Genomic DNA, 21,904 nt, shown 5'->3' on the forward strand with positions numbered 1-21,904 from the left:
AAAATAAGGGGAACGACGCAATGAAGAGAATAGCAGCAGCGGCATTGGTGGCAGGTCTGGCTTTTTCCGGTCAGGCCATGGCTGAACCCGTAAAGATCGGCATGATCACCACGCTATCGGGCGGTGGCGCGGGACTTGGCATCGATATCCGTGATGGCTTCCTGCTTGCCATCAAGGAGTCTGGCAACAAGGATATCAAGGTCATCGTGGAGGACGATGCGCAGAAGCCGGAGCTTGCCGTGCAGATCGCCGACAAGATGGTCCAGAGCGAAAAGGTTGATATTCTCACAGGTATTGTCTGGTCTAATCTTGCCATGGCTGTCGTGCCCGGTGTTGTCGGTCAGGGCACGTTCTATCTGTCCACCAATGCGGGTCCCTCGGCGCTTGCCGGGGAAAAATGCAACCCCAATTACTTTAACGTTGCCTATCAGAACGACAATCTGCATGAGGCGATGGGCAATTATGCCAATACAGCCAACTACAAAAAAACCTTCATTCTCGCTCCTAACTATCCAGCGGGCACAGATGCACTCACCGGATTCAAGCGCTTTTACAAGGGCGCATTGGCTGGCGAGCTTTACACCAAGGTCGGTCAAACAGACTATGCCACCGAAATCGCGCAAATCCGCGCCTCCGGTGCTGACAGCGTCTATTTCTTCCTGCCCGGCGGCATGGGCATTGCCTTCATGAAGCAGTATTCGCAATCAGGCATTTCTACGCCTGTCATGGGCCCCGGCTTCTCCTTCGATCAGGATGTGCTTGGAGCCATCGGCGATGCAGCGCTCGGCGTAAAAAACTCGTCACATTGGTCAAAAGACCTCGATAATGCAGCCAACAAGAAATATGTCGCAGCCTTCAAAGCTGAATATAAGCGTCTGCCATCGCTCTATGCGACACAGGGCTATGACACCGCCAACCTGATCCTGTCGGCAGTCGCCAAGGCGAGCGTCAAGGACAAGGATGCGTTCCGCGCTGCCCTCAAGGAAGCCAAGTTCGATTCCGTGCGCGGCAAGTTCAAGTTCGGCAACAATAACCATCCGATTCAGGACATCTATGTGCGTGAAGTGATCAAGGAAGACGGCGTTCTGACCAACAAGATCGTCGCCACCAGCTTCACCGATCATCAGGATGCCTATGCAGCCAGCTGCAAGATGTAGGCAATGCAACACCCGTGCGCGGATGAAAAGTCCGCGCACATTTTTGCCTGTTATCTATGGATTGGATGAAACTTGTCGTCGGCTCTCCTCATTGAACAAGCCCTGAACGGCCTGCAGTTCGGCATCATGCTGTTTCTGATGGCCGCCGGATTGACGTTGATTTTCGGCGTCATGGGTGTGATCAACCTCGCCCATGGCTCTCTCTATATGGTCGGTGCTTTCGCCTGCGCTGCCGTGGCGGCCTATACAGGCTCGTTCTGGCTCGGTCTGGTGGCTAGTCTCATTGCCGCGGCCGCGGCCGGTGCCATTGTCGAGGTCACTGTGATCCGACGCCTCTACAACCGCGATCATCTGGATCAGGTGCTGGCCACCTTCGCACTGATCCTGATCTTTTCGGAGGGAACCCGCTGGATTTTCGGCTCCTTTCCGCTCTATCTCGACATACCAAAAGTGTTGCAGGGCGCAATCAGCCTGCCGGGCGGCGCGCAGTATCAACTCTACCGGCTCGCCATCATTGGCGCGGGCCTTGTGGTTGCGGCAGGGCTTTATCTGCTGATTGCAAAAACGCGATTGGGCATGCGCATCCGTGCTGGCGAATCCGACCGCGAAATGATCGGCGCACTGGGCGTTGATATTGCCTCGCTCAACACCATCGTTTTTGCGCTTGGCGCGGCGCTCGCAGGGCTTGCCGGAGCACTCGTCGGCGCGCTGCAATCGGTGCAGGTGGGCATGGGTGAACCGGTGCTCATCCTCGCCTTTGTCGTTATCGTCATCGGCGGTATCGGCTCCATCAAAGGTGCCCTTGCCGGTGCCATTCTTGTTGGCGTCGTCGATACGATGGGCCGCTTTCTCCTGCCGCAACTGTTCACCTTGTTCATGGAGCCCTCGCAGGCGGCAACCGCGGGCGCTGCTGTCGCTTCCATGCTGATCTACATCGTCATGGCCTTCATCCTCGCAGTGAGGCCAAAGGGCCTCTTTGCGGTCAATGCGTGAGGGGTGAAATGGTCAATCGCGAACGTCTTGTGAATATTGTTCTTGCCCTGATTTTACCCGTACTGGCCTTGGTGGCCTCCGGCATGGGCGAGCCCTTCTACATTACCCTTGCCACCCGTATTGCCATTCTCGCCCTTGCCGCTGTGGGATTGAACCTCGCACTTGGTCTGGGCGGCCTTGTCTCGTTCGGCCATGCAGCCTTTTTCGGCATTGGCGGTTATATGGCCGGCATATTCGCCACCCACGCATTCAACCAGACGCCGCTTCTCTCCTCGCCCCTTGTCATCATGGCAACAAATCAGATGCCGGTTATCTGGATTGTCAGTGCCATTATTGCCGGTCTGGTTGCTTTTCTCATCGGCCTGATCAGCCTGCGCACATCGGGCGTCTATTTCATCATGATCACCCTCGCCTTTGCCCAGATGATCTATTATTTCGCCATTTCCTGGCCCGCCTATGGCGGCGAGGATGGGCTGTCGATCACGATACGCAATGGCTTTCCCGGCGTGAACACACTTGCTCCGCTCAACTTTTTCCTGATTGCCTATGCCCTGCTCCTGCTCGCGCTGTTCGCCTTTGCGCGTCTGAGGGATTCCCGCTTCGGTGCAGCCCTGCAGGCAACACGGCAAAACGAGGTGCGCGTCGCGTCTATCGGCATCCGGCCACTGCGCATCCGGCTGGTCGCCTTCATTCTATCGGGGATGATCACTGCCATCGCGGGAGCCCTTTTTGCCGATCTCAACCGCTTCGTCGGCCCATCCATGCTGTCGTGGAGCATGTCCGGTGAATTGATCGTGCTGATCATATTGGGAGGCACTGGCCGTCTCTTGGGCCCCGTTGCCGGAGCCATCCTGTTTGTTCTGTTCGAATTTGCCCTTGGCGGGCTGACCGAGCATTGGCAACTCTTCCTTGGCCTTATTCTTCTTGCCGTTGTCCTGTTCGGGCGCGGCGGTCTTGTTGGTCTTCTCGCCGGGAAGGTGCGTCATGGCTGAACCCATCCTGAGCATCCGCAATCTCTGCAAGTCCTTCGGCGCGCTGAAGGCAACCGATGATGTCAGCCTTGACCTTTACCCCGGCGAAATTCACGCGCTGATCGGGCCGAACGGCGCGGGTAAATCCACGCTCATTCATCAGATCGCCGGGACGTTGAAACACAATAGCGGTGCGATCCATTTCATGGGCCATGATGTCTCGGCGCTGGATGTTTCACAGCGCGCGCAGCGGGGGCTTGGCCGGACATTCCAGATATCGTCACTGACACCGGAGTTCTCGGCACTGCGCAATGTCATGCTGGCGGTTCAGGCCAATCAGGGTTCAAGCTTCCGCTTCTGGAAGCCCGTTATGGTCGATGGACAGCTGAAAGAAAAAGCACACGAAATGCTTAAACGTGTCGGGCTGTCGGACAGGGCGGAGATACCCAGCGCCGAGCTTTCCCATGGGGAACGCCGCCAGCTCGAAATTGCCATTGCGCTGGCGCTCGATCCCAAAGCCTTTCTGCTTGATGAACCCATGGCGGGTATGGGCCCGGAAGGCTCAAAACGGCTGACGGCATTTCTCGATACGCTCCGGCATGAAGCACCGATCCTTCTGATCGAACATGACATGGATGCGGTCTTTGCCCTGGCCGATCGTATTTCGGTGCTTGTCTATGGCCGCATCATCGCAACCGGCTCTGTCGATGAAATCCGCCAGAATCCGCTTGTGCGCGAAGCCTATCTCGGGGAGAGCGTCTGATGCTGCTGGAACTTGCCAAGGTCGAAACATTCTATGGCGCATCGCAGGCGCTCTTCGGTGTTGATCTTGCACTGGCAGAAGGGGAAGTCGTCGCGCTTATGGGCCGCAATGGGATGGGTAAAACCACCACCATTCGCTCGATCTTCGGTCTCTCACCCCTACGCCATGGCACGATACGCTTTGCAGGCGGTAACATCTCGGCGGCAAAGCCCTATCGCATTGCCCGGCTCGGTCTCGGGCTTGTGCCGGAAGGACGCCGCTGCTTTCCCAATCTGACCGTCGCGGAAAATCTGCTGGCTTCGGCGCGCAGCGGCTTCTGGACGATCAAGGAAGTAAATGCGCTCTTCCCCCGCCTTGCGGAACGCTCCAGCCAATATGCCAACTCCCTTTCGGGTGGTGAGCAGCAGATGCTCGCGGTCGGGCGCGCACTGATGACGAACCCCAGACTGATTGTTCTCGATGAGGCAACCGAGGGGCTGGCACCGGTTATCCGGCAGGAAATCTGGAAGGCCATCGCCGCGCTGAAACAACAGGGCCAGTCCATTCTGGTTGTTGATAAAACCCTGTCGGAACTCTTGCCGGTGGCTGACCGCTGCGTGATCCTCGAAAGGGGGCGCAATGTCTGGAACGGCCTGCCGAAAGAATTAACCAGTGAGATTCAGGACCGCTATCTCGGTGTGTGACGGCATCTCAAGCAGCTAGCCGTCACACATCATTTTCTATGAGCGGCCTTTCCAGCCGAGAAGCCGCATGGCATTGGCTGTTACCAGAACGGTTGCGCCCGTATCGGCAAGGATCGCTGGCCACAGACCGGTCAGGCCAATGATGGTCGTCACCAGAAACACCGCCTTCAGCCCAAGCGCGACAGTGATGTTCTGGCGGATATTGCTCATCACCGTCTTCGACAGATCAATCATATTGGCAACATCGATCACCCGGCCATGCAGAATGGCCGCATCGGCGGTTTCAAGCGCCACATCGGTGCCGCCGCCCATAGCGATGCCGATATCGGCTGCGGCAAGCGCCGGTGCATCGTTGATACCGTCGCCAACCTTGGCAACAGTCAGGCCGGAGCGCTGCATCTCGCCAACAATCCGCTGCTTGTCCTGCGGCAGCAATTCGGCTCTTGGCTCGATACCAAGCTTCGAGGCAATGGCTTCGGCGGTGCGGCTATTATCGCCTGTGAGCATCACGGCGCGAATGCCCTGCTCTTTCAGCACAGCAAGTCCGCGCTCCGCATCGGCACGCGGCTCATCGCGCATGGCCAGCAGACCGGCCAGCTTGCCCGCAACAACCACAACAGAAACGGTCTTGCCCTGATCATTCAGCTTTTCAATTGAAGCTGTCTGTTCAGCATTGAGCGGCGTGGCTGCGGCAACGGATTGTGGCGACCCAAGAAATACCGACTTGCCGGAAACCGTGCCTTCAACGCCCTTACCCGATACCGCCTTGGCTGATGTTGCGGGCAGAACTGCAACCCCATCGGCCTTGGCCCGGTCAAGAATGGCCATGGCAAGCGGATGGCTGGAACCGGTTTCGAGCGCAGCGGCCATCGACAGGATTTCCTGCTCGGGCATGCCGAATGAAACGATATCCGTGACCACAGGTTTGCCTTCGGTCAAAGTACCCGTCTTGTCGAAGGCGACAGCCGTGACTTTTCTGAAAGTTTCAAGCACAGCGCCGCCCTTCATCAGCAGGCCGCGCCGAGCACCGGCGGAAAGGCCTGCGGCAATGGCAGCGGGCGTCGAAATAACCAGTGCGCAGGGGCAACCGATCAACAGAATGGCGAGACCCTTATAGACCCACTCACTCCAGATACCGCCCATGAACAATGGCGGGATGACAGCGACAAGCGCCGCAACAACCATGATGGCAGGTGTGTAATAACGCGAAAAACCGTCAATGAACCGCTCGGTTGGAGCCTTGCTTTCCTGTGCCTCTTCAACCAGACGAATGACTCGGGCAATCGTATTGTCGCTCGACGTCGCTGTTACACTGATCCGCAGGACACCATCAGTATTGATCGTACCGGCGAAAACTGCGTCGCCAACATTTTTGCGCTTGGGTGTACTTTCGCCTGTCACCGGCGCTTCATCGATTTCGCTTGTGCCTTCGGTGATCTCGCCATCGGCGGGAATACGATCACCCGGACGGACAAGGATGATGTCGCCGACAGCCAGGCTATCGGCAGGTACTGACGTGGTGTTGCCGCCTCGCTCCACCAGTGCAGTTTTCGGGACAAGATCAGCCAGACCCTGAATGCTTGCACGGGCGCGGCCAGCCGCGACACCTTCAAGCAATTCGCCAATCAGAAACAGGAACACAACGGCAGCAGCTTCTTCACCCGCGCCGATAAACACAGCACCAATCGCCGCGATGGTCATCAGCATTTCGATGGAGAATGGTGTGCCCGATCGAGCGGCCATGATCGCCCGGCGGGCGATGGGAATAAGCCCGACAAACATAGCGACGACAAAAGCCCAGTTGGCAATGTCAGGATAAAGCTTGCCAATGCCATAGGCCGCAACGAGCGCCAATCCGCTGATAATGGTCAAAAAGCCCTTGCGGCTCTGCCACCAGCGGCTTGGTTTTGAACTTTGCGCCGGCGCGGCGGCAGCAGCGACCACAGGAGCATTTGCTTTTGCGTGGTCATGCCCTGAGTGATCGTGTCCGGCATGGTCGTGATCATGATCATCATGATCTGCGTGGTCATGTCCTTCGTGGGAATGGCCTGCGTGATTGTGATTGGCATGATCATGACCGCTGCATGTGGGAGCGGCAGCCGGTGCTGCGCTTTTGGCCGTCAGCGGCGAAACCTTGTAGCCAAGACCACCCACCTTTTTCTGGAGAACGGTCAGATCCGCCGTTTCATCATGTTTGACGGTCATTGTCCCGGCAGTGACCGAGACGGAAATGTCAGATACTCCCGGCAAGCGGCGCACGGCCGTATCGATCTTGGCCGCACAGCTGGCACAGTCCATGCCCTCAACCCGGAAGCGGGTTTGCGTTGGCGCTGCTGTCATGATTCAACCTCTCTTGACTCTGTTGACGGCAACGCTACATGCTCTAGTGACTAGAGGAGCAAGCGAAATGTTGAAAGAAATTTCAATCGGTGAAGCGGCCAAGCGCAGCGGCGTTAAAGTGCCGACAATCCGATACTATGAACAGATCGGCCTGCTGGCCGCCCCGGCCCGCACGGATGGCAACCGCAGACATTATGAAGACACGGATATTCGCAGGCTGGCATTCATTCGCCATGCGCGGGAACTGGGTTTTGAGATCGACTCCATCCGCACCCTGCTGCATTTGCAGGACGACCCCAACCAGCCCTGCGAAACGGCAGACGGTATCGCCAATGCACGGCTCATTGAGGTTGAGCAGCGTATCCGCAGCCTGAATGCACTGAAAGCCGAGCTGGAATTGATGGTTGAAGGATGCAGGCATGGCCGCGTCGGCGAATGCCGCGTGATCGAAATTCTGGCCGATCATGGCAAGTGCGTCCATCCGCACCACTGAGATTGCGGTCTGTTTGACCGCAATCTCGATTGCATCAGGGATTAAATGACCAGCAAGGGCGTCTTGCTGGGAACGCGATCATAGAGATCCATCACATCCTGATTGAACATGCGAACACAGCCCGATGAAGCGGATTTGCCGATGGAGTTCCAGTCGGGTGAGCCGTGAATGCGGTAAAGCGTATCGACGCCGCCCTGGAAGATGTAAAGCGCACGCGAACCAAGCGGGTTGTTGACACCCGGTGGCATGCCCTGCCGCCATTTTTCCAGCTTCGGATCACGGGAGATCATCGCGGATGGCGGTGTCCAGGTCGGCCATTTGCGTTTCCACTGAACGATGGCACGGCCCTTCCAGGAATAACCCTGACGACCAAGCCCAACGCCATAGCGCATGGCCTTGCCATTTTTCAGGACCAGATAAAGAAACTTGTCGACCGTGTTGATAACGATTGTGCCGGGCTTCTCGCCTGTCGGATCATCCACGATCTGCCGCAGGAATTTCTCATTGACTCTGGCAAAGGGAATGGCGGGCAGTTTGTAGCCATCCTCTTCAACCGCACGGTACATGCTGACGTAATCGGGCTTTGCCGGTTCAACGGGCGCTGTCACCGGTGGCTGTTCCGGCACGGGAGGCGTTTGGACGTCGGCGACTTCTAGGGACTGTTTGGGCAATTGGGCACAGGCCGCAACCGCGGAAACGGCAGCAAGCGACAGCCCGGTCAGGAATGACCGGCGCGAAACAAGGGATGACATTCTGTATGCTTTCAAACGTTGGGATAGGCAGGGCGGGACAGGCGGTCGTGACTACCGGTTTGCTGTTCCTTTTAGATCAGATCGCGGCAATCTTGTGTCAAAAACAAGGCAGACCGCAACGCCTGCAACACTGTTGCAATATAATCACAGCATATATCGCACTGTAACCTTACGTGATTCAGTTACATATACGAGCCGCCATCTAGTCCTTGGTGCTGCCTTCCCATGTCCCATGGGAAATACCCTTCTGCTTTTCCATATGGGTGATAACCGCATCGATTTCAGCGGGGTCAATGGCCGTGCTCACCAGCGTGGCGACGATCTCCACTGTCTCCTCGTCGCCCTGATCCAAAATTTCCACATCACTGACGGGATAATCCGCATCCTCCAGTTTTTCGACCAGAAGATCACGCATGGCAGGCATGGCCGCGCGGGTTGATATCAGCTTGACCTCATAGGTCGCCTCCGCCGCCTGCTCGCTGATCGGGATGCGGTTGATAACATTGACAAGCGGGCGCAGCAGGGTGTTTCCGGCCAGCACAAACACGGTCAGCAATGCCGCCTCTGCAAGCATATCCGTACCCGCACAGGCACCCACTGCCGCCGAACACCAAAGTGTCGCCGCCGTGTTGAGGCCGCGCACATTCATGCCCTCTTTCATGATCACGCCGGCACCGAGAAAACCGATGCCTGATACCACATAGGAAATGACCCTCACCGCTTCCGTGGTTCCGGCAATGCGCTGTGCCAGATCAACGAAAGCTGCAGCGCCGATTGCCACAAGCACATTGGTGCGCAGACCGGCGGTGCGCTGCCGGTATTGTCGTTCCGCACCAATCAGTGTGCCGAAGATGAAAGCGGCGACAAAGCTGATCGTCGTGTCGAGAAAGGGATAGAGATCGAATGTCTGTATGAATTTCATTTTAGCACCGTGGCTGGCTGGTTATCCCAAACTACCATTTCTCCGGTTAACAATGATGACAGCCTTACCCCATCTGCAGGGCAGATAAGGTGCTGGCCGTCATGGCAAAGCAGGCCCTTTGGCACAACGTGTCGCCCTCCGGGCTATCAGCACAATAATCGGCATCGCCTTGGGACCGCCGCTCTGTCACACGCGCAGTCACAACCGGTATGTTCTGCGCGCGTGCCTGCTGCACCAGTTCCTGCAAATGCCTGCCACCGGGAAAGGCCAGCAGAGCATCCGGTCTGCTATCCTCAAGCATGAACCGGTTGCGTTTTGCATCGGCCTGTTTGCCCAACAGGGACCAGTTGGCCGGATAGCGAACAATATGAACATCATTCTGCCGGGCCCAATCCTCGGCGGTCGAGCCGAGCGCGGGCAAACCGCCATGGATCAGAACCGTCACGGGATATTCCAAGTGGATGCGATTGAGTTCGCTGAGGATGACGGCAGCATCGTCAAAATGCCGCCCGCCTGAGATCAAAAGGCGCATGATTGTGCTCCTTGCCTGTCTTGTATTGAAAACCAGCTACCAGCGCGCGCGGCGCAAAATGCGGATAGCTGCATGATTGCAGGACGATGACCATTGGATCAGACGCCAGCTGTGCTTGCGGCTGATCAACCCCCAACGGTAGAGCCGTACTGCCACCCAGAATAGTCCCTGAGCTATGATGACCAGCAACCAGCAGACCCAGCGCAGGACCTGATCCTTCAGCCAGGAGCGCCGCGGTTGCGGGCGGCGGGATGCCGGACGGGACCGGCGTTTTGGCAGGCCGTCCCATGGGCCTCGGGGTGTGATTCCGGCGTGAAAATGCAGGGTGGAAACGTTCGTGACCATATCAGATCTCCTCTGACGTCAATTGTCCAAGCCGCGCGTTCAGCGGCATCTGGAATGGGAGGATGCGGGCGGCATGGGCCGCCCGCTGGTTGAGGTTTAGAACCACTGGCCAAAACGGCGGATATAGACAGTCTTCATGGTCTGGGCGACGACGCAGTAGCTGAACAATGTTGCCGCCAGCCATGGGAAGTAGCTCCATGGCAAAGGCTGCAATCCGACCAAGGTGCCGAGTGGGGAGAAGGGAACATAAATTCCAAGCCCCATGACAAGCATCGACATCAGGAGAACCGGCAGGGCAGCCGTGCTCTGGATGAAGGGGATCTTCTGCGTGCGCAGCATGTGTACAACAAGCGTCTGCGACAACAGGCCCTCAATGAACCAGCCGGATTGGAACAGCGACTGATGTTCCGGTGCATTTGCCGCAAAAACATACCACATCAGGGCATAGGTCGTGATGTCGAAGATCGATGAGGTTGGACCGATCCAGAGCATGAAACGGCCGATGTTCTTCGCATCCCACTTGCGTGGCTTGCTCAAGAATTCCTTGTCCATCTTGTCCCATGGCAAGGCCAGTTGCGAGATGTCGTACATCAGGTTCTGGATGAGCAGGTGGATCGCCAGCATTGGCAGGAACGGGATGAACGCACTGGCCACAAGCACCGAGAACACATTGCCGAAATTCGAGCTGGCGGTCATGTTCAGATACTTCATGATGTTGCCGAAGGTCTCACGGCCCTTGATGACGCCTTCTTCCAGAACCATCAGGCTCTTTTCCAGAAGGATGATATCGGCCGATTCCTTGGCGATATCCGCGCCGCTATCCACCGAAATGCCCACATCCGCATCGCGCAAAGCCGGTGCATCATTGATACCATCACCGAGAAAGCCAACCGTATGACCATTGGCCTGCAAGGCTTTGAGCACCCGCGATTTCTGTAGCGGTGTCAGCTTGGCAAAGACGACCCGCTCTTCCACCAGAAGGCGCAGGGCATTGTCGTCAAGCTTTTCAATTTCGCGGCCAAGCACCGGCACACCAGCCTCAAGCCCGACCTCGCGGCAGATCTTGACACTGACAACCTCATTGTCACCGGTCAGAAGTTTGACCGAGACACCATGCTCGGCAAGCGCAGCAATGGCTGGACCTGCGGTTTCCTTCGGCGGATCGAGGAAGGTCAGGAAACCTTCGACAATCAGCTCACTCTCATCGCCGATGCCATATTGAGCCTTGGTATCCCCGGCTGGAATTTCCCGGGTAGCGACCACCAGAACGCGAAAGCCATCTTCATTATAGGAACGGGCGATAGCAGTCAGTGCCTTCCGGCTTGGCTCATCCAGCACACGCACATCCTTGCCGTCACGCATCCGCGTTGCAATGGTCAGCATTTCTTCCACTGCACCCTTGCAGACCAGCAGATGCTCACCGGCGACACCCTCGACCATCACGGACAGGCGGCGACGAATGAAATCGAACGGCAGTTCGTCAACTTTGCGATAGAAGGCTGCGGACCGCATGGCGTCTGACGATGCATCGGTAAAGCGCAGGACAGCCTGATCCATCAGGTTTTTCACACCGCTCTGGTGGTGGCTGTTAAGCCATGCCAGACGCAGGACATTCTCGTCACGCTTGCCATGGATATCAACATGATGCTCCAGAATGATCTTATCCTGGGTCAGTGTTCCCGTCTTGTCTGTGCAAAGAATGTCCATGGCGCCAAAGTTCTGGATGGCATTCAGACGCTTGACCACGACCTTGCGCCGGGCCATGGCAACGGCACCCTTGGCAAGGTTGGACGAGACGATCATCGGCAGCATTTCCGGTGTCAGACCGACAGCGACCGCAAGTGCGAACAGCAGGGCTTCCACCCAGTCACCCTTGGCAACACCGTTGATGAGAAACACCACCGGCACCATCACCATCATGAACCGGATAAGCAGCCAGCTGACGCTGTTGATGCCCCGGTCAAATGCGGTCTGCGCACGCGAGCCGACAATGGATTTAGCGAGTGATCCGAAATAGGTGCGCGACCCGGTTGCCACCACAACCGCCGTAGCGGTACCACTGACCACATTGGTGCCCATGAAGCAGATATTGGGTACATCAAGCATATCAGCCTGATCCGAGACAACGCCCAGCGCCGACTTTTCGGCAATCGCGCCCAGTGTGTCGTACTTTTCGACGGGAATGGCTTCACCCGTCAAAACGGCCTGACTGACATAGAGATCGCGGGATTCAATCAGACGCACATCAGCCGGAATCATGTCACCGGCAGACAGGCGCACGACATCACCCGCCACGAGTTCGCGCATCGGGATTTCAAACACTTCGCCTTCCATCGTCACACGATGACGCCGAAGCACGGTTGCCGTGGTCCGCACCATGGCTTTCAGGGATTCAGCCGCCTTGCCGGAACGGTATTCCTGCACAAAGCGCATGATGCCACTGGCCAGCACCATGACCATGATGATGATAACCTTGGTTGGATCCGGAGCATCGCCGCTCTGCATGGGCAGCCAGCAATCGGTGAAGGCGCTGATGGCTGCCAGCACAATCAGCACCATGATGAAAGGATTGTTGAAAGCAGTCAGAAGCTGGATCAGCGCATGCGGGCGGCGATCATGGGCGACCTCATTTGCACCATCCTTGGTCAGACGCTCCGCTGCGTCGCGGATTGTCAGACCATCACGGTGGCTTCGGACATTGGCAAGGGTGCTATCGATATCATTCTGTGCTTCCCGCACAGCGCGCATCGAAAGCTTGCGGCTATCTTTCTTCTCCGCATTCAACGCGGAATTTTTGAGAATAACGTTCATTTTCTGGTCTCCTGCCGCGACATGCGACAGCGACACCAGCTCCGGATCACCTGAATTTCAGGCGCAGAGAATCGTGCCGAGCCGTCACATTCACGGTCGGTTTTGTTACATTCGATTTTGGGGATAGCCCGCCGCGCTTGCCTGTCATCGGCAGCGCAGCGGGCCTACTAGGATAATCGTCCATGGGATACTCCTTCATTGGCATCAGCCCAAAAATTCGGACACGATGCTTGAGGAAAAAACGCGATCAGATCATGCGACCAGACTGATACACTGCCAGAACCATCCCCAGCTTCTCAACTTGGGATAGAGTCTCTGCGGGCGGTTCATTGTCAGCATGCCAATGCATTTCAAGCCGGCCATTGACCGGATTGACGCGCCAGTCTGCGTGCAGATTGGCAAAAAGGGGCTGTTTTTCAGCAATAGCGGCAACAATATTCCGCTGGATGCCGAGACGCCCACGTGTGCGATTGGTGAAGGCGCGAACGCCCGGAAGAGTTGCGAACGTGATGTTCATGGCTCACCTCATTGACCGGAAGCGATCCGGCCTGGGTGAGCGACGGTGGAGCCTTAAGCCCTAACGTTGCTCATCCGGTGTACCGGATCGAGTCCTGCTCGTTAGTTGTTTCAAGCGCCCGCGCCACCGTATCAACGGCAGTCAGGGCGCAGCTAGATTTGCTGTCCATCGTCTTCTTTGTGATTTTGAAAAATGACTCGGGTAACCCGAGCAAAACCCCGATACGCCTGCCTTGACGGAGTGTCAACCACAAAGGTGATCCGTCCGATCAATTGTACGGGAAACTGATTTACCAATCCCCGGTTGTATCTACTTGCTGGAGAGATTGTCGCTTTCGCGGTAAACTGGACAAATGAGGTTAGCTTATGGGACTGCTCCATGCTAATCCCTCCCAAACACTGTTCCTCAAGCCGAAACGGCTTTTGTCTTCATCCTCGCGTGCCAAAATGATCAAACGTTTTTTTGCCTATTACGCACCCTATAAGGGGCTCTTCGCGCTGGACTTTTCCTGCGCTGTCTTTTCGGGTCTGCTGGAACTTGGTTTTCCCATGGCTGTGCGTGCCTTTATCGATGTGCTGCTGCCCAGTGAAAACTGGACCTACATTCTGCTGGCCGCGATGGGGCTTTTGGCCGTTTATCTGCTCAACACCGGTATTACCGCCATTGTTGTTTATTGGGGCCACAAGCTTGGCATCAACATCGAAACCGAGATGCGCCGCAAGAGCTTTGACCATCTGCAAAAGCTTTCCTTCCGTTTCTATGACAATAACAAGACCGGGCACCTCGTTGCCCGCGTGACCAAGGATCTGGAAGAGATCGGCGAAGTAGCCCATCACGGGCCGGAAGATCTGTTCATCGCTGTCATGACCTTCATCGGCGCTTTCCTGCTGATGTTCTACGTCAACCCGCATCTGGCATTTCTGACATTGGCGATTGTGCCGTTCGTGGCATGGGTTGCCAGCCGTTATGGCGGGCGGATGACCCGCAACTGGCAAAGCCTTTACCGCCGCGTTGGTGATTTCAACGTCCGTATCGAAGAGAACGTCGGTGGCATGCGTGTCGTTCAGGCCTTTGCCAATGAGGATCACGAGCGCGATCTTTTTGCCCATGACAATGCCCGCTACCGGGAAACCAAGCTCAGCGCCTACCGCATCATGGCGGCAAGCACCTCGCTGAACTATATGAGCATGCGCCTGATCCAGCTGATCGTCATGATCGCGGGCAGCTACTTCGTCATTACGGGAAGTCTTTCCAGCGGCGGCTTTGTCAGTTTCCTCCTGTTGGTGACTGTGTTCATTCGCCCCATCGAAAAGATCAACTCCGTCATCGAGACCTATCCGAAGGGTATTGCCGGTTTCAAACGCTATACCGAGCTGTTGGATACCGAGCCGGATATTGCGGACCGGCCAAATGCAACCGATGCGAGCGGGCTTCAGGGCAATATTCGCTACGACAAGGTGAGTTTCGGCTATACGTCAGATCGAACTGCCTTGAGCAATATCGACCTTGAAATCAGGGCTGGTGAGACGGTTGCTTTCGTCGGCTCTTCCGGGGCGGGAAAGACGACGCTGTGCTCATTGCTTCCACGTTTTTACGAGGTGGTATCAGGTGCCATCACCATTGATGGTGTTGATATTCGCGACATGACCCTTGCCTCGTTGCGCAGCCAGATCGGCGTCGTCCAGCAGGATGTTTTTCTGTTCGGCGGCTCTATCCGCGAGAACATCGCCTATGGCCGTCTTGATGCTTCAGACGAAGACATTGTTCTGGCTGCGCGGCGTGCCCGTCTGGACGAGATGATTGCAGGTTTGCCTGCGGGGCTTGAAACCATCGTGGGTGAACGCGGCGTCAAACTCTCGGGCGGTCAGAAACAGCGGCTGGCCATTGCCCGCATGTTCCTGAAGAACCCGCCCATCCTCATACTTGATGAGGCAACTTCGGCTTTGGATACGCAGACCGAGCGGGAAATTCAGGCATCGCTTGCTGAACTTGCCGAAGGCCGCACAACACTGGTCATCGCCCACAGGCTGGCAACCATCCGCAATGCGGATCGTATCGTTGTGGTTGATGACGCCCAAATCCTTGAACAGGGCAGCCATACCGAACTGCTGGCAGCTGGCGGCGCATATAAGCGCCTCTATCAGGTCCAGTTCGGTGACGCCGGTGCTGAAATCATCCTTGACCGGTTTACCAAAAAATCCTGATCCTGATTGTATGGGGCTGTGAGCTTTACAGCGCCGATCAGAAAAGTATGCTCCTATGACAGAGCAATTTCGTTTATCCGGGAACACCCCCGGATAAACGAAATTTGCTCGAGAGCTTTGGGAGGAGCGATTAATGATCAGGGAAAGCTACGTTCACGGTGCCAGCAATCAGCCGTTGATTGGCGAGACGATCGGACGGCACTTTGACCACATTGCCGGGCGGTTTCCCGATCGCCCCGCGCTTGTGGTGCGGCATCAGGACGTGCGCCTCACCTATTCCGAACTGCGCCAACGCGTTGATGCGCTGGCCGCAGGTTTCATTGCGCTTGGGCTTCAACCCGGTGAGCGCATCGGCATCTGGTCGCCGAACAATGTTGAATGGGTCCTGACCCAGTTTGCCACCGCCAAAGCAGGTCTTATCCTCGTCAACATCAATCCTGCCTATCGCTCCCATGAGCTTGAATATGCCGTCAACAAGGTCGGCTGTTCCGCGCTCATTCTGTCTCCCGCACTTAAAACCAGCAATTATCTTGATATATTGCGCGAAATCGCCCCTGAAGTAGCAAGCTGCGCGCCCTGCGCACTCAAGTCGAGGAAATTGCCAACACTGCACACCGTTATCCGTCTTGGCACCGAGAAAACGCCGGGAATGCTGAATTTCGCCGATGTCGAAGAGGCGGCAACCCCTCAAGCCACAGAACAGCTCGCAGCGCTCGCTTCCGTGCTGCAATTTGATGATCCGATCAACATCCAGTTCACCAGCGGCACCACAGGCAGCCCCAAAGGCGCGACGCTGACCCATCACAATATTCTCAACAATGGTTTCTTCATCGGCGAGGCCATGCGCCTTACGGAGATCGACCGTTTGTGCATTCCCGTGCCGTTTTACCACTGCTTTGGCATGGTTCTAGGCAATCTCGCCTGCCTCACCCATGGTTCCTGCATGGTCATCCCCAGCGAGGCGTTTGATCCGCTGGCGGTCCTGCAAACCGTGGAGGCGGAAAAGTGTACCGGACTGCATGGCGTGCCAACCATGTTCATCGCCATATTGGGCCATGCGGATTTCAAGTCATTTGATCTCAGCAGCCTGCGCACCGGCATCATGGCGGGTTCGCCCTGCCCCATCGAAGTCATGCGCAAGGTCATTCAGGAAATGCACCAGAGCGAGATCACCATCGCCTACGGCATGACGGAAACCAGCCCTGTCAGCTTCCAGAGTTCGACAACCGACCCGCTGGAGCGGCGGGTGTCCACGGTTGGGCGCATTCATCCGCATGTTGAGGTGAAAATCATCGATGCCGACGGCGTCATTGTTGCGCCCGGAATTACCGGAGAATTGCTCACACGCGGTTATAGCGTCATGCGGGGCTATTGGGGTGACGAGGTTAATACAGCGGCAACCATTGATGCAGCGCGGTGGATGCATACGGGCGATCTCGCAACCATTGATGCGGAGGGCTATTGCAACATAGTCGGGCGCATCAAGGATCTGGTCATCCGTGGCGGCGAGAACATCTATCCGCGCGAGATCGAGGAATTTCTCTATACCCACCCTGATATTGCCGATGTGCAGGTGTTCGGTATCCCTGATAGCAAATATGGCGAATGCCTCTGCGCCTGGATCAAGGTGCGTCCCGACGCCAATCTCGGCGAACACGAAGTCATCCAGTTTTGTAAAGGCAAAATCGCCCACTACAAGGTCCCGGCACATATCCGTTTTGTCGAGGTCTTTCCGATGACAGTCACCGGCAAGATCCAGAAATTCATCATGCGGCAGGCCATGATTGATGAACTGAACCTGCAGGAAGCGAAAACCGCCTGAGCGGTTTCGCCTTCTATTCCGCCGCGTGCGGTACTGTCGGCGCACGACCTTTATTGAAGAGCTTGCGCCAGAGGTTTACTGAGCCACGCGACATGTCTTCCATATAGAGGAAGATCACGGGCGTGATGAACAGCGTCAGGATTTGCGAGGCAAAGAGGCCGCCGACAACGGCCACGCCAAGCGGCTGACGCAGTTCTGAACTCGCACCCGCGCCGATGGCAATCGGCAGCGTACCCATCAACGCCGCGAGCGTCGTCATCATGATCGGGCGGAACCGGACAAGACAGGCTTCGCGGATCGCATCATGCGGGCTATCGCCTGCCCTTTGCCGGACAAGGGCAAAGTCGACCATCATGATCGCGTTCTTCTTCACGATGCCGATCAGCATCAGCATACCGATAATCGCGATCACGCTGAGATCAAAGCCGAACAGCTCCAACGTCGCGAGCGCACCAGCAGCAGCCGCTGGCAGACCTGTCAGAATGGTCAGCGGATGGATAAAACTCTCATAGAGAATACCGAGCACGATATAGATGGTCAGGATAGCCGCACCGATCAGCAACCCCTGATTGGACAGCGCTTGCTGGAACACTTTTGCCGTGCCGGTGAAGGTTGAGCCAATCGAATCCGGAACATTGAGTTCCGCCTTGATCTTGTTGATCTCTTCCACCGCCCTGCCAAGCGCCACGCCCTGCGGGAGGTTGAAGGAAATCGTCACCGCGGGCAGCTGGCTCAACTGGCTGACCGCAAGCAGCCCGGCGCGCCGCTCCACATGGGCGAAGGCGGAAAGCGGGATAAGCTTGTTCGTCGTGGTCGAGCGTATCTGCATCTGGTCGAGCTTGTCGGTCGTCCACGGAATGGACGGGTCCAACTCCAGAATGACCTCATAGCTGTCACCGGTGGAAAAGATCGTCGAAGCCTGATTGGTGCCAAAGGCGTAATAGAGCGAATTGCGCAACTGCGTCGAGGTGATACCCAACAGCCGCGCCTTGTCGGCATCAATGACCAGATTGGCCTGCAACGCATTGTTCTGCAGGTCGCTGGTCACATCGGCAAAATATTGCCTGTCCTGTTGCAGCGCCAGAAGGAACTTTTGCGACCATGGATAGAGATCGTCGGCATTGATGCCCTGCAGGACGAACTGGTACTGCGCGCGCGACGACGTGCTGCCGATGCGCAGGTTCTGGATGGCGATGGGATAGCTGTTGATACCCGGAACCTTGGCCAGCGACTGGCGCAAATCCGTTAGCAGCGGATCAAGCGCCAGGCGCTGCGATTTCGGTTTCAGCTCAACGAAGAAACTGCCCTGATTGAGGCTGGAAGAATTGAACCCGCCACCAATCGTTGACGCCACATGCGCCACATAAGGCTTGCTCATCAGAACATCGGCAACCTGTTTCTGTAGAGCCACCATGGCGTCAAACGAGATGTCCTGCCGCGCTTCGGTCGAGATGGAAAGCTGGCCGATATCTTCGGTGGGCAAGAAGCCTTTGTCGATGGAGGAGAACAGGTAAAGCGTCGCGACAACAGTCAAAAGGAAGACACCGAGAACAACGACGCGGAAGCGCAGGCAGATATCAAGCATGCGCCTGTAGGCGTCGAGAACCGCATCGAAAACCCGTTCGGTGAAGGGTTTTTTCCCCGCCTTCTCATGTGGAATGGCTGGCATGTGGCTGCACAGCATCGGCGTCAATGTCAGGGATATCAGCGCCGAGGCGACAATCGCCACGGTGACGACAACGGCAAACTCATTGAAGATGCGCCCCACCACGCCGCCCATCAGCAGGACAGGGATAAACACCGCAACAAGCGATGCAGTAATGGAGACGATGGTAAAGCCGATCTCCTCGCTGCCCTTGAGCGCGGCTTCACGTGGCGACATGCCGTCCTCGATATGCCGGGATATGTTTTCCAGCATGACGATGGCGTCGTCCACGACGAGCCCCACCGACAGCGTCAGGCCAAGCAGGGAGATATTGTCGATGGAAAAGCCAAAGACATACATCACACCCAGCGTCGCAATCAGCGACAACGGTACAGCGACCGTCGGAATAAGCGTCGCTGCAATGCGGCGCAGGAACACGAAGATTACCATGACGACAAGTCCGATGATCAGAACGAGCGTAAACTGCACGTCAGACACCGCCTGCCGGATGGAGGTCGAGCGATCATTGAGCACATTGAGTTTGGTGGATGCGCCAAGCTCTTCGGCAAATTTTGGCAGCATGGTGCGGACCCGGTCCACCACGTCAACCGTATTGGCACCGGGCTGGCGGAAAACGGCGAGCACAAGCGCCTTCTTGCCATCGTAACGGCTTTCGGTCTGCGTGTTCGCTACGGAATCCACCACGCGCGCCACATCGCCCAGACGAACCGGCTTGCCATTGGGAGAGGCAATCAGGATCTGCCTGAACGTATCGGCATTCTTCGATTGCGTATCGGCTTCAATGGCCATCTGCTGGGTTGGGCTCGTCAGTGTTCCCACTGGCGCAATCGAATTGTTGTCGGCGACAGCATTGGTCAGTTCATCGATACCAATACCGCGCGCCGTCATGGCATTGGGATCAACCTCGATACGCACGGCAAACTGCTTGGCACCGAACACCTGCACTTCGCCCACCCCATCCACGGTTGAAAGTGATGGCGAGATCACCTGCTCGGCATAGTCATCAAGCTTGGACAGTTGCACCGTGTCGCTCTGCAACGCGATCAACAGGATTGGAGCGTCGGCGGGGTTGGTCTTGCGGTAGCTCGGCGGCGTTGTCATGTTCGCCGGCAATTGCCTCAATGTGCGCGCGATAGCCGCCTCGACGTCGGCTGCCGCCTGATCGATGTTCCGGTCAAGCTCAAATTCAATGGTAACGCGGGTCTGTCCCTGCGTACTCGTCGCGCTGATGGTCGAAACCGAGGGTATCGTGGCAAATTGTTTGATCAGCGGCGTTGCCACCGCATTGGCCATCGTATCGGGCGCCGCGCCCGGCAATTGAGCAGAAACCGATACAACAGGAAAATCCACCTGCGGCAATGCCGCCACGGGCAGAAACTGGTAAGCAAAAAGCCCCGATGCCGCCAGCGCAACGGAAAGAAGGATTGTTGCAATGGGACGGCGAATGAAGATTGCGGATATGTTCATTGAACCGTATCCGTCTTGATCGGGTCAGTCACTTCATTGGCAGAAAGCGCGGGAACGGAACTGTCAGAATCCGCCACGGTTTCAATGACACTCGACCCATCCTGCAGGTGCAATTGACCGTTGATGACCACATGATCGCCTGATTTCAATCCCGCCGTGGTCACGGCGGTATCGCCGACCGTTTCCACCACGGTAACAGCCTGTTTAACGACCTTCTTGTCAGCGCCCACAACAAAGGCAAATGTCCCATCATTGCCCTGTTGGATCGCTATCAGCGGAACAGTCACAGCATCCTTGTGCGTGCCGATTTCCACTGTTGCAGTCACGTATTGACCGGGCCAGAGCGCGCCATTGTCATTGGCCACATCGGCTTTCAGGACGATGGTGCCGGAGGCCGTGTCAACACTGGAATCAACGAAATTAAGCGGCCCCGACGCCACAACATTCTTGCTGCCGGGGACCTTGATAAGGACGTTGAGAGGACGTTCCTTCATCGCATCGCGCAACACAGGCAGATCGCTTTCTGCGACCGTGAACGACACGCGCAGCGGCGCCATGCGGGTGATGGTCAAAAGGCCGCTGCCGGTGTCAGCCATGCGTACAAGATTGCCGACGGATGTATTGACCACGCCGACACGCCCATCAATCGGTGCCTTGATGGTCATATAGGAAAGCTGGACCTGATCCGCCTCGATCTGCGCCTGATCCATGGCGATTGATGCCTTCAACGCATTGACAGCAGCAAGCGCCTGATAGGCCTGCTGCTGTGTATCGATTTTCCGGTTTGACAGGGCTTGAGCGGCAATAAGGTCCTGATTGGCTGAATCAAGATTGGCCTGATCCTTGGCCAAAGCCGCCTTGTCCTTGTCGATCGTCGCTCGGATTGTCCGGTCATCAAGCTGAAAAAGCACGTCACCAGCTTTGACCATCTGGCCGTCCTTGACGCTCGTTACCATCACCACACCATCGGCTTGCGGACGGATAACAACCGTATCAATCGGCTCGATATTGCCGACAACAGTCTTTGAAATGGGCACATCTTCGGTCTTTGCCGTGGCGGCCACAATGGAAGGAACGGCGGCAGACCGCCCCTTGCCCGAGCTTTTGGCTGCCGTTGCCGTGGCAACCGTCGTTGGGCCTTTTCCGGCTGGTGGCGCATTCAGGTGCGGGTAGAGAAACATATAGCCGAGCCCGGCCAACACAACGAACGCGATCAAAAGACCCAGACGTTTCACTGCACACTACCTCCAGGGCATAGCCCTTAGCCAAACAACTTGTTGGCTGTGGAGTTTCTCACCTTCCCGGTGTGTTGTCGAATGACCATTTTGTCATGTTTCTGCGGCGCAACCATGCGGCTTTTGCTGCCATTTCCCGAGCATTGCAGAGAACAGGGGCTGGGCTATCGGACCGGGATTCTGGACGCCGTTTCATGACCCTCCTTTGGGGGCGATCATGAGGCCCATTGT

Annotated in this window: 17 protein-coding genes; 8 read left to right on the plus strand and 9 right to left on the minus strand. The window is 56.6% G+C overall.

Features of this window, described 5'->3' with window-relative positions; all coding sequences use genetic code 11:
• Window positions 1-20: 20 nt before the first annotated feature.
• The 5 genes from FHW17_RS21405 (at window position 21) to FHW17_RS21425 (ending at window position 4,567) form a co-directional block, all read left to right on the plus strand.
• Window positions 21-1,157, plus strand: coding sequence for an ABC transporter substrate-binding protein (locus FHW17_RS21405; protein ID WP_182510782.1), 1,137 nt, complete (start codon window positions 21-23; stop codon window positions 1,155-1,157).
• A 72-nt stretch (window positions 1,158-1,229) separates the two neighbouring features.
• Entirely contained in the window at window positions 1,230-2,150 is a 921-nt protein-coding gene (locus tag FHW17_RS21410) for a branched-chain amino acid ABC transporter permease (protein WP_112525550.1), read from the plus strand.
• Between the two features lie 8 nt (window positions 2,151-2,158).
• Window positions 2,159-3,142: a branched-chain amino acid ABC transporter permease gene (locus tag FHW17_RS21415; protein WP_112525548.1), complete on the plus strand. Its 984-nt coding sequence runs from the start codon at window positions 2,159-2,161 to the stop codon at window positions 3,140-3,142.
• Window positions 3,135-3,884: an ABC transporter ATP-binding protein gene (locus FHW17_RS21420; RefSeq protein WP_182510783.1), complete on the plus strand. Its 750-nt coding sequence runs from the start codon at window positions 3,135-3,137 to the stop codon at window positions 3,882-3,884. The genes FHW17_RS21415 and FHW17_RS21420 overlap by 8 nt, the downstream gene beginning before the upstream one ends.
• On the plus strand, window positions 3,881-4,567 hold the full coding sequence (locus FHW17_RS21425; RefSeq protein WP_182510842.1) for an ABC transporter ATP-binding protein: 687 nt from the start codon (window positions 3,881-3,883) through the stop codon (window positions 4,565-4,567). The genes FHW17_RS21420 and FHW17_RS21425 overlap by 4 nt, the downstream gene beginning before the upstream one ends.
• A 36-nt stretch (window positions 4,568-4,603) precedes the next feature.
• Here the strand turns inward: FHW17_RS21425 and FHW17_RS21430 are convergent, their stop codons facing one another.
• Window positions 4,604-6,907, minus strand: coding sequence for a heavy metal translocating P-type ATPase (locus tag FHW17_RS21430; RefSeq protein WP_182510784.1), 2,304 nt, complete (start codon window positions 6,905-6,907; stop codon window positions 4,604-4,606).
• 70 nt (window positions 6,908-6,977) lie between these two features.
• Here FHW17_RS21430 and FHW17_RS21435 point away from each other — a divergent pair, with 70 nt between their 5' ends.
• Window positions 6,978-7,400: a helix-turn-helix domain-containing protein gene (locus FHW17_RS21435; RefSeq protein ID WP_112525671.1), complete on the plus strand. Its 423-nt coding sequence runs from the start codon at window positions 6,978-6,980 to the stop codon at window positions 7,398-7,400.
• A gap of 41 nt (window positions 7,401-7,441) precedes the next feature.
• Here the strand turns inward: FHW17_RS21435 and FHW17_RS21440 are convergent, their stop codons facing one another.
• The 6 genes from FHW17_RS21440 to FHW17_RS21465 all read right to left on the minus strand — a co-directional run bounded on the left by FHW17_RS21440 (window position 7,442) and on the right by FHW17_RS21465 (window position 13,279).
• The gene (locus FHW17_RS21440; RefSeq protein WP_182510785.1) at window positions 7,442-8,152 is read right to left on the minus strand and encodes a L,D-transpeptidase; all 711 of its coding nucleotides are present in this window, start codon (window positions 8,150-8,152) and stop codon (window positions 7,442-7,444) included.
• 202 nt (window positions 8,153-8,354) lie between these two features.
• Window positions 8,355-9,074 carry an MgtC/SapB family protein gene (locus FHW17_RS21445; RefSeq protein WP_182510786.1) on the minus strand — a complete coding sequence of 240 codons (720 nt, stop codon included), beginning with the start codon at window positions 9,072-9,074 and terminating at the stop codon, window positions 8,355-8,357.
• 64 nt (window positions 9,075-9,138) lie between these two features.
• Window positions 9,139-9,606, minus strand: coding sequence for a DUF2493 domain-containing protein (locus tag FHW17_RS21450; protein WP_182510787.1), 468 nt, complete (start codon window positions 9,604-9,606; stop codon window positions 9,139-9,141).
• Window positions 9,607-9,642: 36 nt separating this feature from the next.
• Complete coding sequence (locus tag FHW17_RS21455; RefSeq protein WP_182510788.1) at window positions 9,643-9,951, minus strand: hypothetical protein; 309 nt, start codon at window positions 9,949-9,951, stop codon at window positions 9,643-9,645.
• Window positions 9,952-10,047: 96 nt separating this feature from the next.
• On the minus strand, window positions 10,048-12,762 hold the full coding sequence (mgtA, locus tag FHW17_RS21460; protein ID WP_182510789.1) for a magnesium-translocating P-type ATPase: 2,715 nt from the start codon (window positions 12,760-12,762) through the stop codon (window positions 10,048-10,050).
• Between the two features lie 247 nt (window positions 12,763-13,009).
• On the minus strand, window positions 13,010-13,279 hold the full coding sequence (locus tag FHW17_RS21465; protein ID WP_112525532.1) for a hypothetical protein: 270 nt from the start codon (window positions 13,277-13,279) through the stop codon (window positions 13,010-13,012).
• A gap of 446 nt (window positions 13,280-13,725) precedes the next feature.
• Between FHW17_RS21465 and FHW17_RS21470 the strand changes: the two genes are divergently transcribed.
• On the plus strand, window positions 13,726-15,483 hold the full coding sequence (locus FHW17_RS21470) for an ABC transporter ATP-binding protein (protein WP_112525669.1): 1,758 nt from the start codon (window positions 13,726-13,728) through the stop codon (window positions 15,481-15,483).
• Window positions 15,484-15,616: 133 nt separating this feature from the next.
• Window positions 15,617-17,305, plus strand: coding sequence for an AMP-binding protein (locus FHW17_RS21475; RefSeq protein WP_182510790.1), 1,689 nt, complete (start codon window positions 15,617-15,619; stop codon window positions 17,303-17,305).
• Window positions 17,306-17,318: 13 nt separating this feature from the next.
• Here the strand turns inward: FHW17_RS21475 and FHW17_RS21480 are convergent, their stop codons facing one another.
• Both FHW17_RS21480 and FHW17_RS21485 read right to left on the minus strand, forming a co-directional pair.
• On the minus strand, window positions 17,319-20,438 hold the full coding sequence (locus FHW17_RS21480) for an efflux RND transporter permease subunit (protein ID WP_182510791.1): 3,120 nt from the start codon (window positions 20,436-20,438) through the stop codon (window positions 17,319-17,321).
• A complete protein-coding gene (locus tag FHW17_RS21485) occupies window positions 20,435-21,673 on the minus strand; it encodes an efflux RND transporter periplasmic adaptor subunit (RefSeq protein ID WP_182510792.1) in 1,239 nt (412 codons plus the stop codon). The genes FHW17_RS21480 and FHW17_RS21485 overlap by 4 nt, the downstream gene beginning before the upstream one ends.
• Window positions 21,674-21,904 lie beyond the last annotated feature (231 nt).

Origin of the sequence: Phyllobacterium sp. P30BS-XVII, from assembly GCF_014138335.1 — a bacterium.
GTDB classification, from domain to species: Bacteria; Pseudomonadota; Alphaproteobacteria; order Rhizobiales; family Rhizobiaceae; genus Phyllobacterium; species Phyllobacterium meliloti.

What these genes read in the sequence shown, in the direction of transcription:
- FHW17_RS21445 (WP_182510786.1), bottom strand. Translation starts at nt 9,074, where the DNA reads ATGAAATTCATACAGACATTCGATCTCTATCCCTTTCTCGACACGACG.
- FHW17_RS21415 (WP_112525548.1), top strand. Translation starts at nt 2,159, where the DNA reads ATGGTCAATCGCGAACGTCTTGTGAATATTGTTCTTGCCCTGATTTTA.
- FHW17_RS21450 (WP_182510787.1), bottom strand. Translation starts at nt 9,606, where the DNA reads ATGCGCCTTTTGATCTCAGGCGGGCGGCATTTTGACGATGCTGCCGTC.
- FHW17_RS21430 (WP_182510784.1), bottom strand. Translation starts at nt 6,907, where the DNA reads ATGACAGCAGCGCCAACGCAAACCCGCTTCCGGGTTGAGGGCATGGAC.
- FHW17_RS21405 (WP_182510782.1), top strand. Translation starts at nt 21, where the DNA reads ATGAAGAGAATAGCAGCAGCGGCATTGGTGGCAGGTCTGGCTTTTTCC.
- mgtA (WP_182510789.1), bottom strand. Translation starts at nt 12,762, where the DNA reads ATGAACGTTATTCTCAAAAATTCCGCGTTGAATGCGGAGAAGAAAGAT.
- FHW17_RS21420 (WP_182510783.1), top strand. Translation starts at nt 3,135, where the DNA reads ATGGCTGAACCCATCCTGAGCATCCGCAATCTCTGCAAGTCCTTCGGC.
- FHW17_RS21480 (WP_182510791.1), bottom strand. Translation starts at nt 20,438, where the DNA reads ATGAACATATCCGCAATCTTCATTCGCCGTCCCATTGCAACAATCCTT.
- FHW17_RS21465 (WP_112525532.1), bottom strand. Translation starts at nt 13,279, where the DNA reads ATGAACATCACGTTCGCAACTCTTCCGGGCGTTCGCGCCTTCACCAAT.
- FHW17_RS21470 (WP_112525669.1), top strand. Translation starts at nt 13,726, where the DNA reads ATGATCAAACGTTTTTTTGCCTATTACGCACCCTATAAGGGGCTCTTC.
- FHW17_RS21475 (WP_182510790.1), top strand. Translation starts at nt 15,617, where the DNA reads ATGATCAGGGAAAGCTACGTTCACGGTGCCAGCAATCAGCCGTTGATT.
- FHW17_RS21440 (WP_182510785.1), bottom strand. Translation starts at nt 8,152, where the DNA reads ATGTCATCCCTTGTTTCGCGCCGGTCATTCCTGACCGGGCTGTCGCTT.
- FHW17_RS21455 (WP_182510788.1), bottom strand. Translation starts at nt 9,951, where the DNA reads ATGGTCACGAACGTTTCCACCCTGCATTTTCACGCCGGAATCACACCC.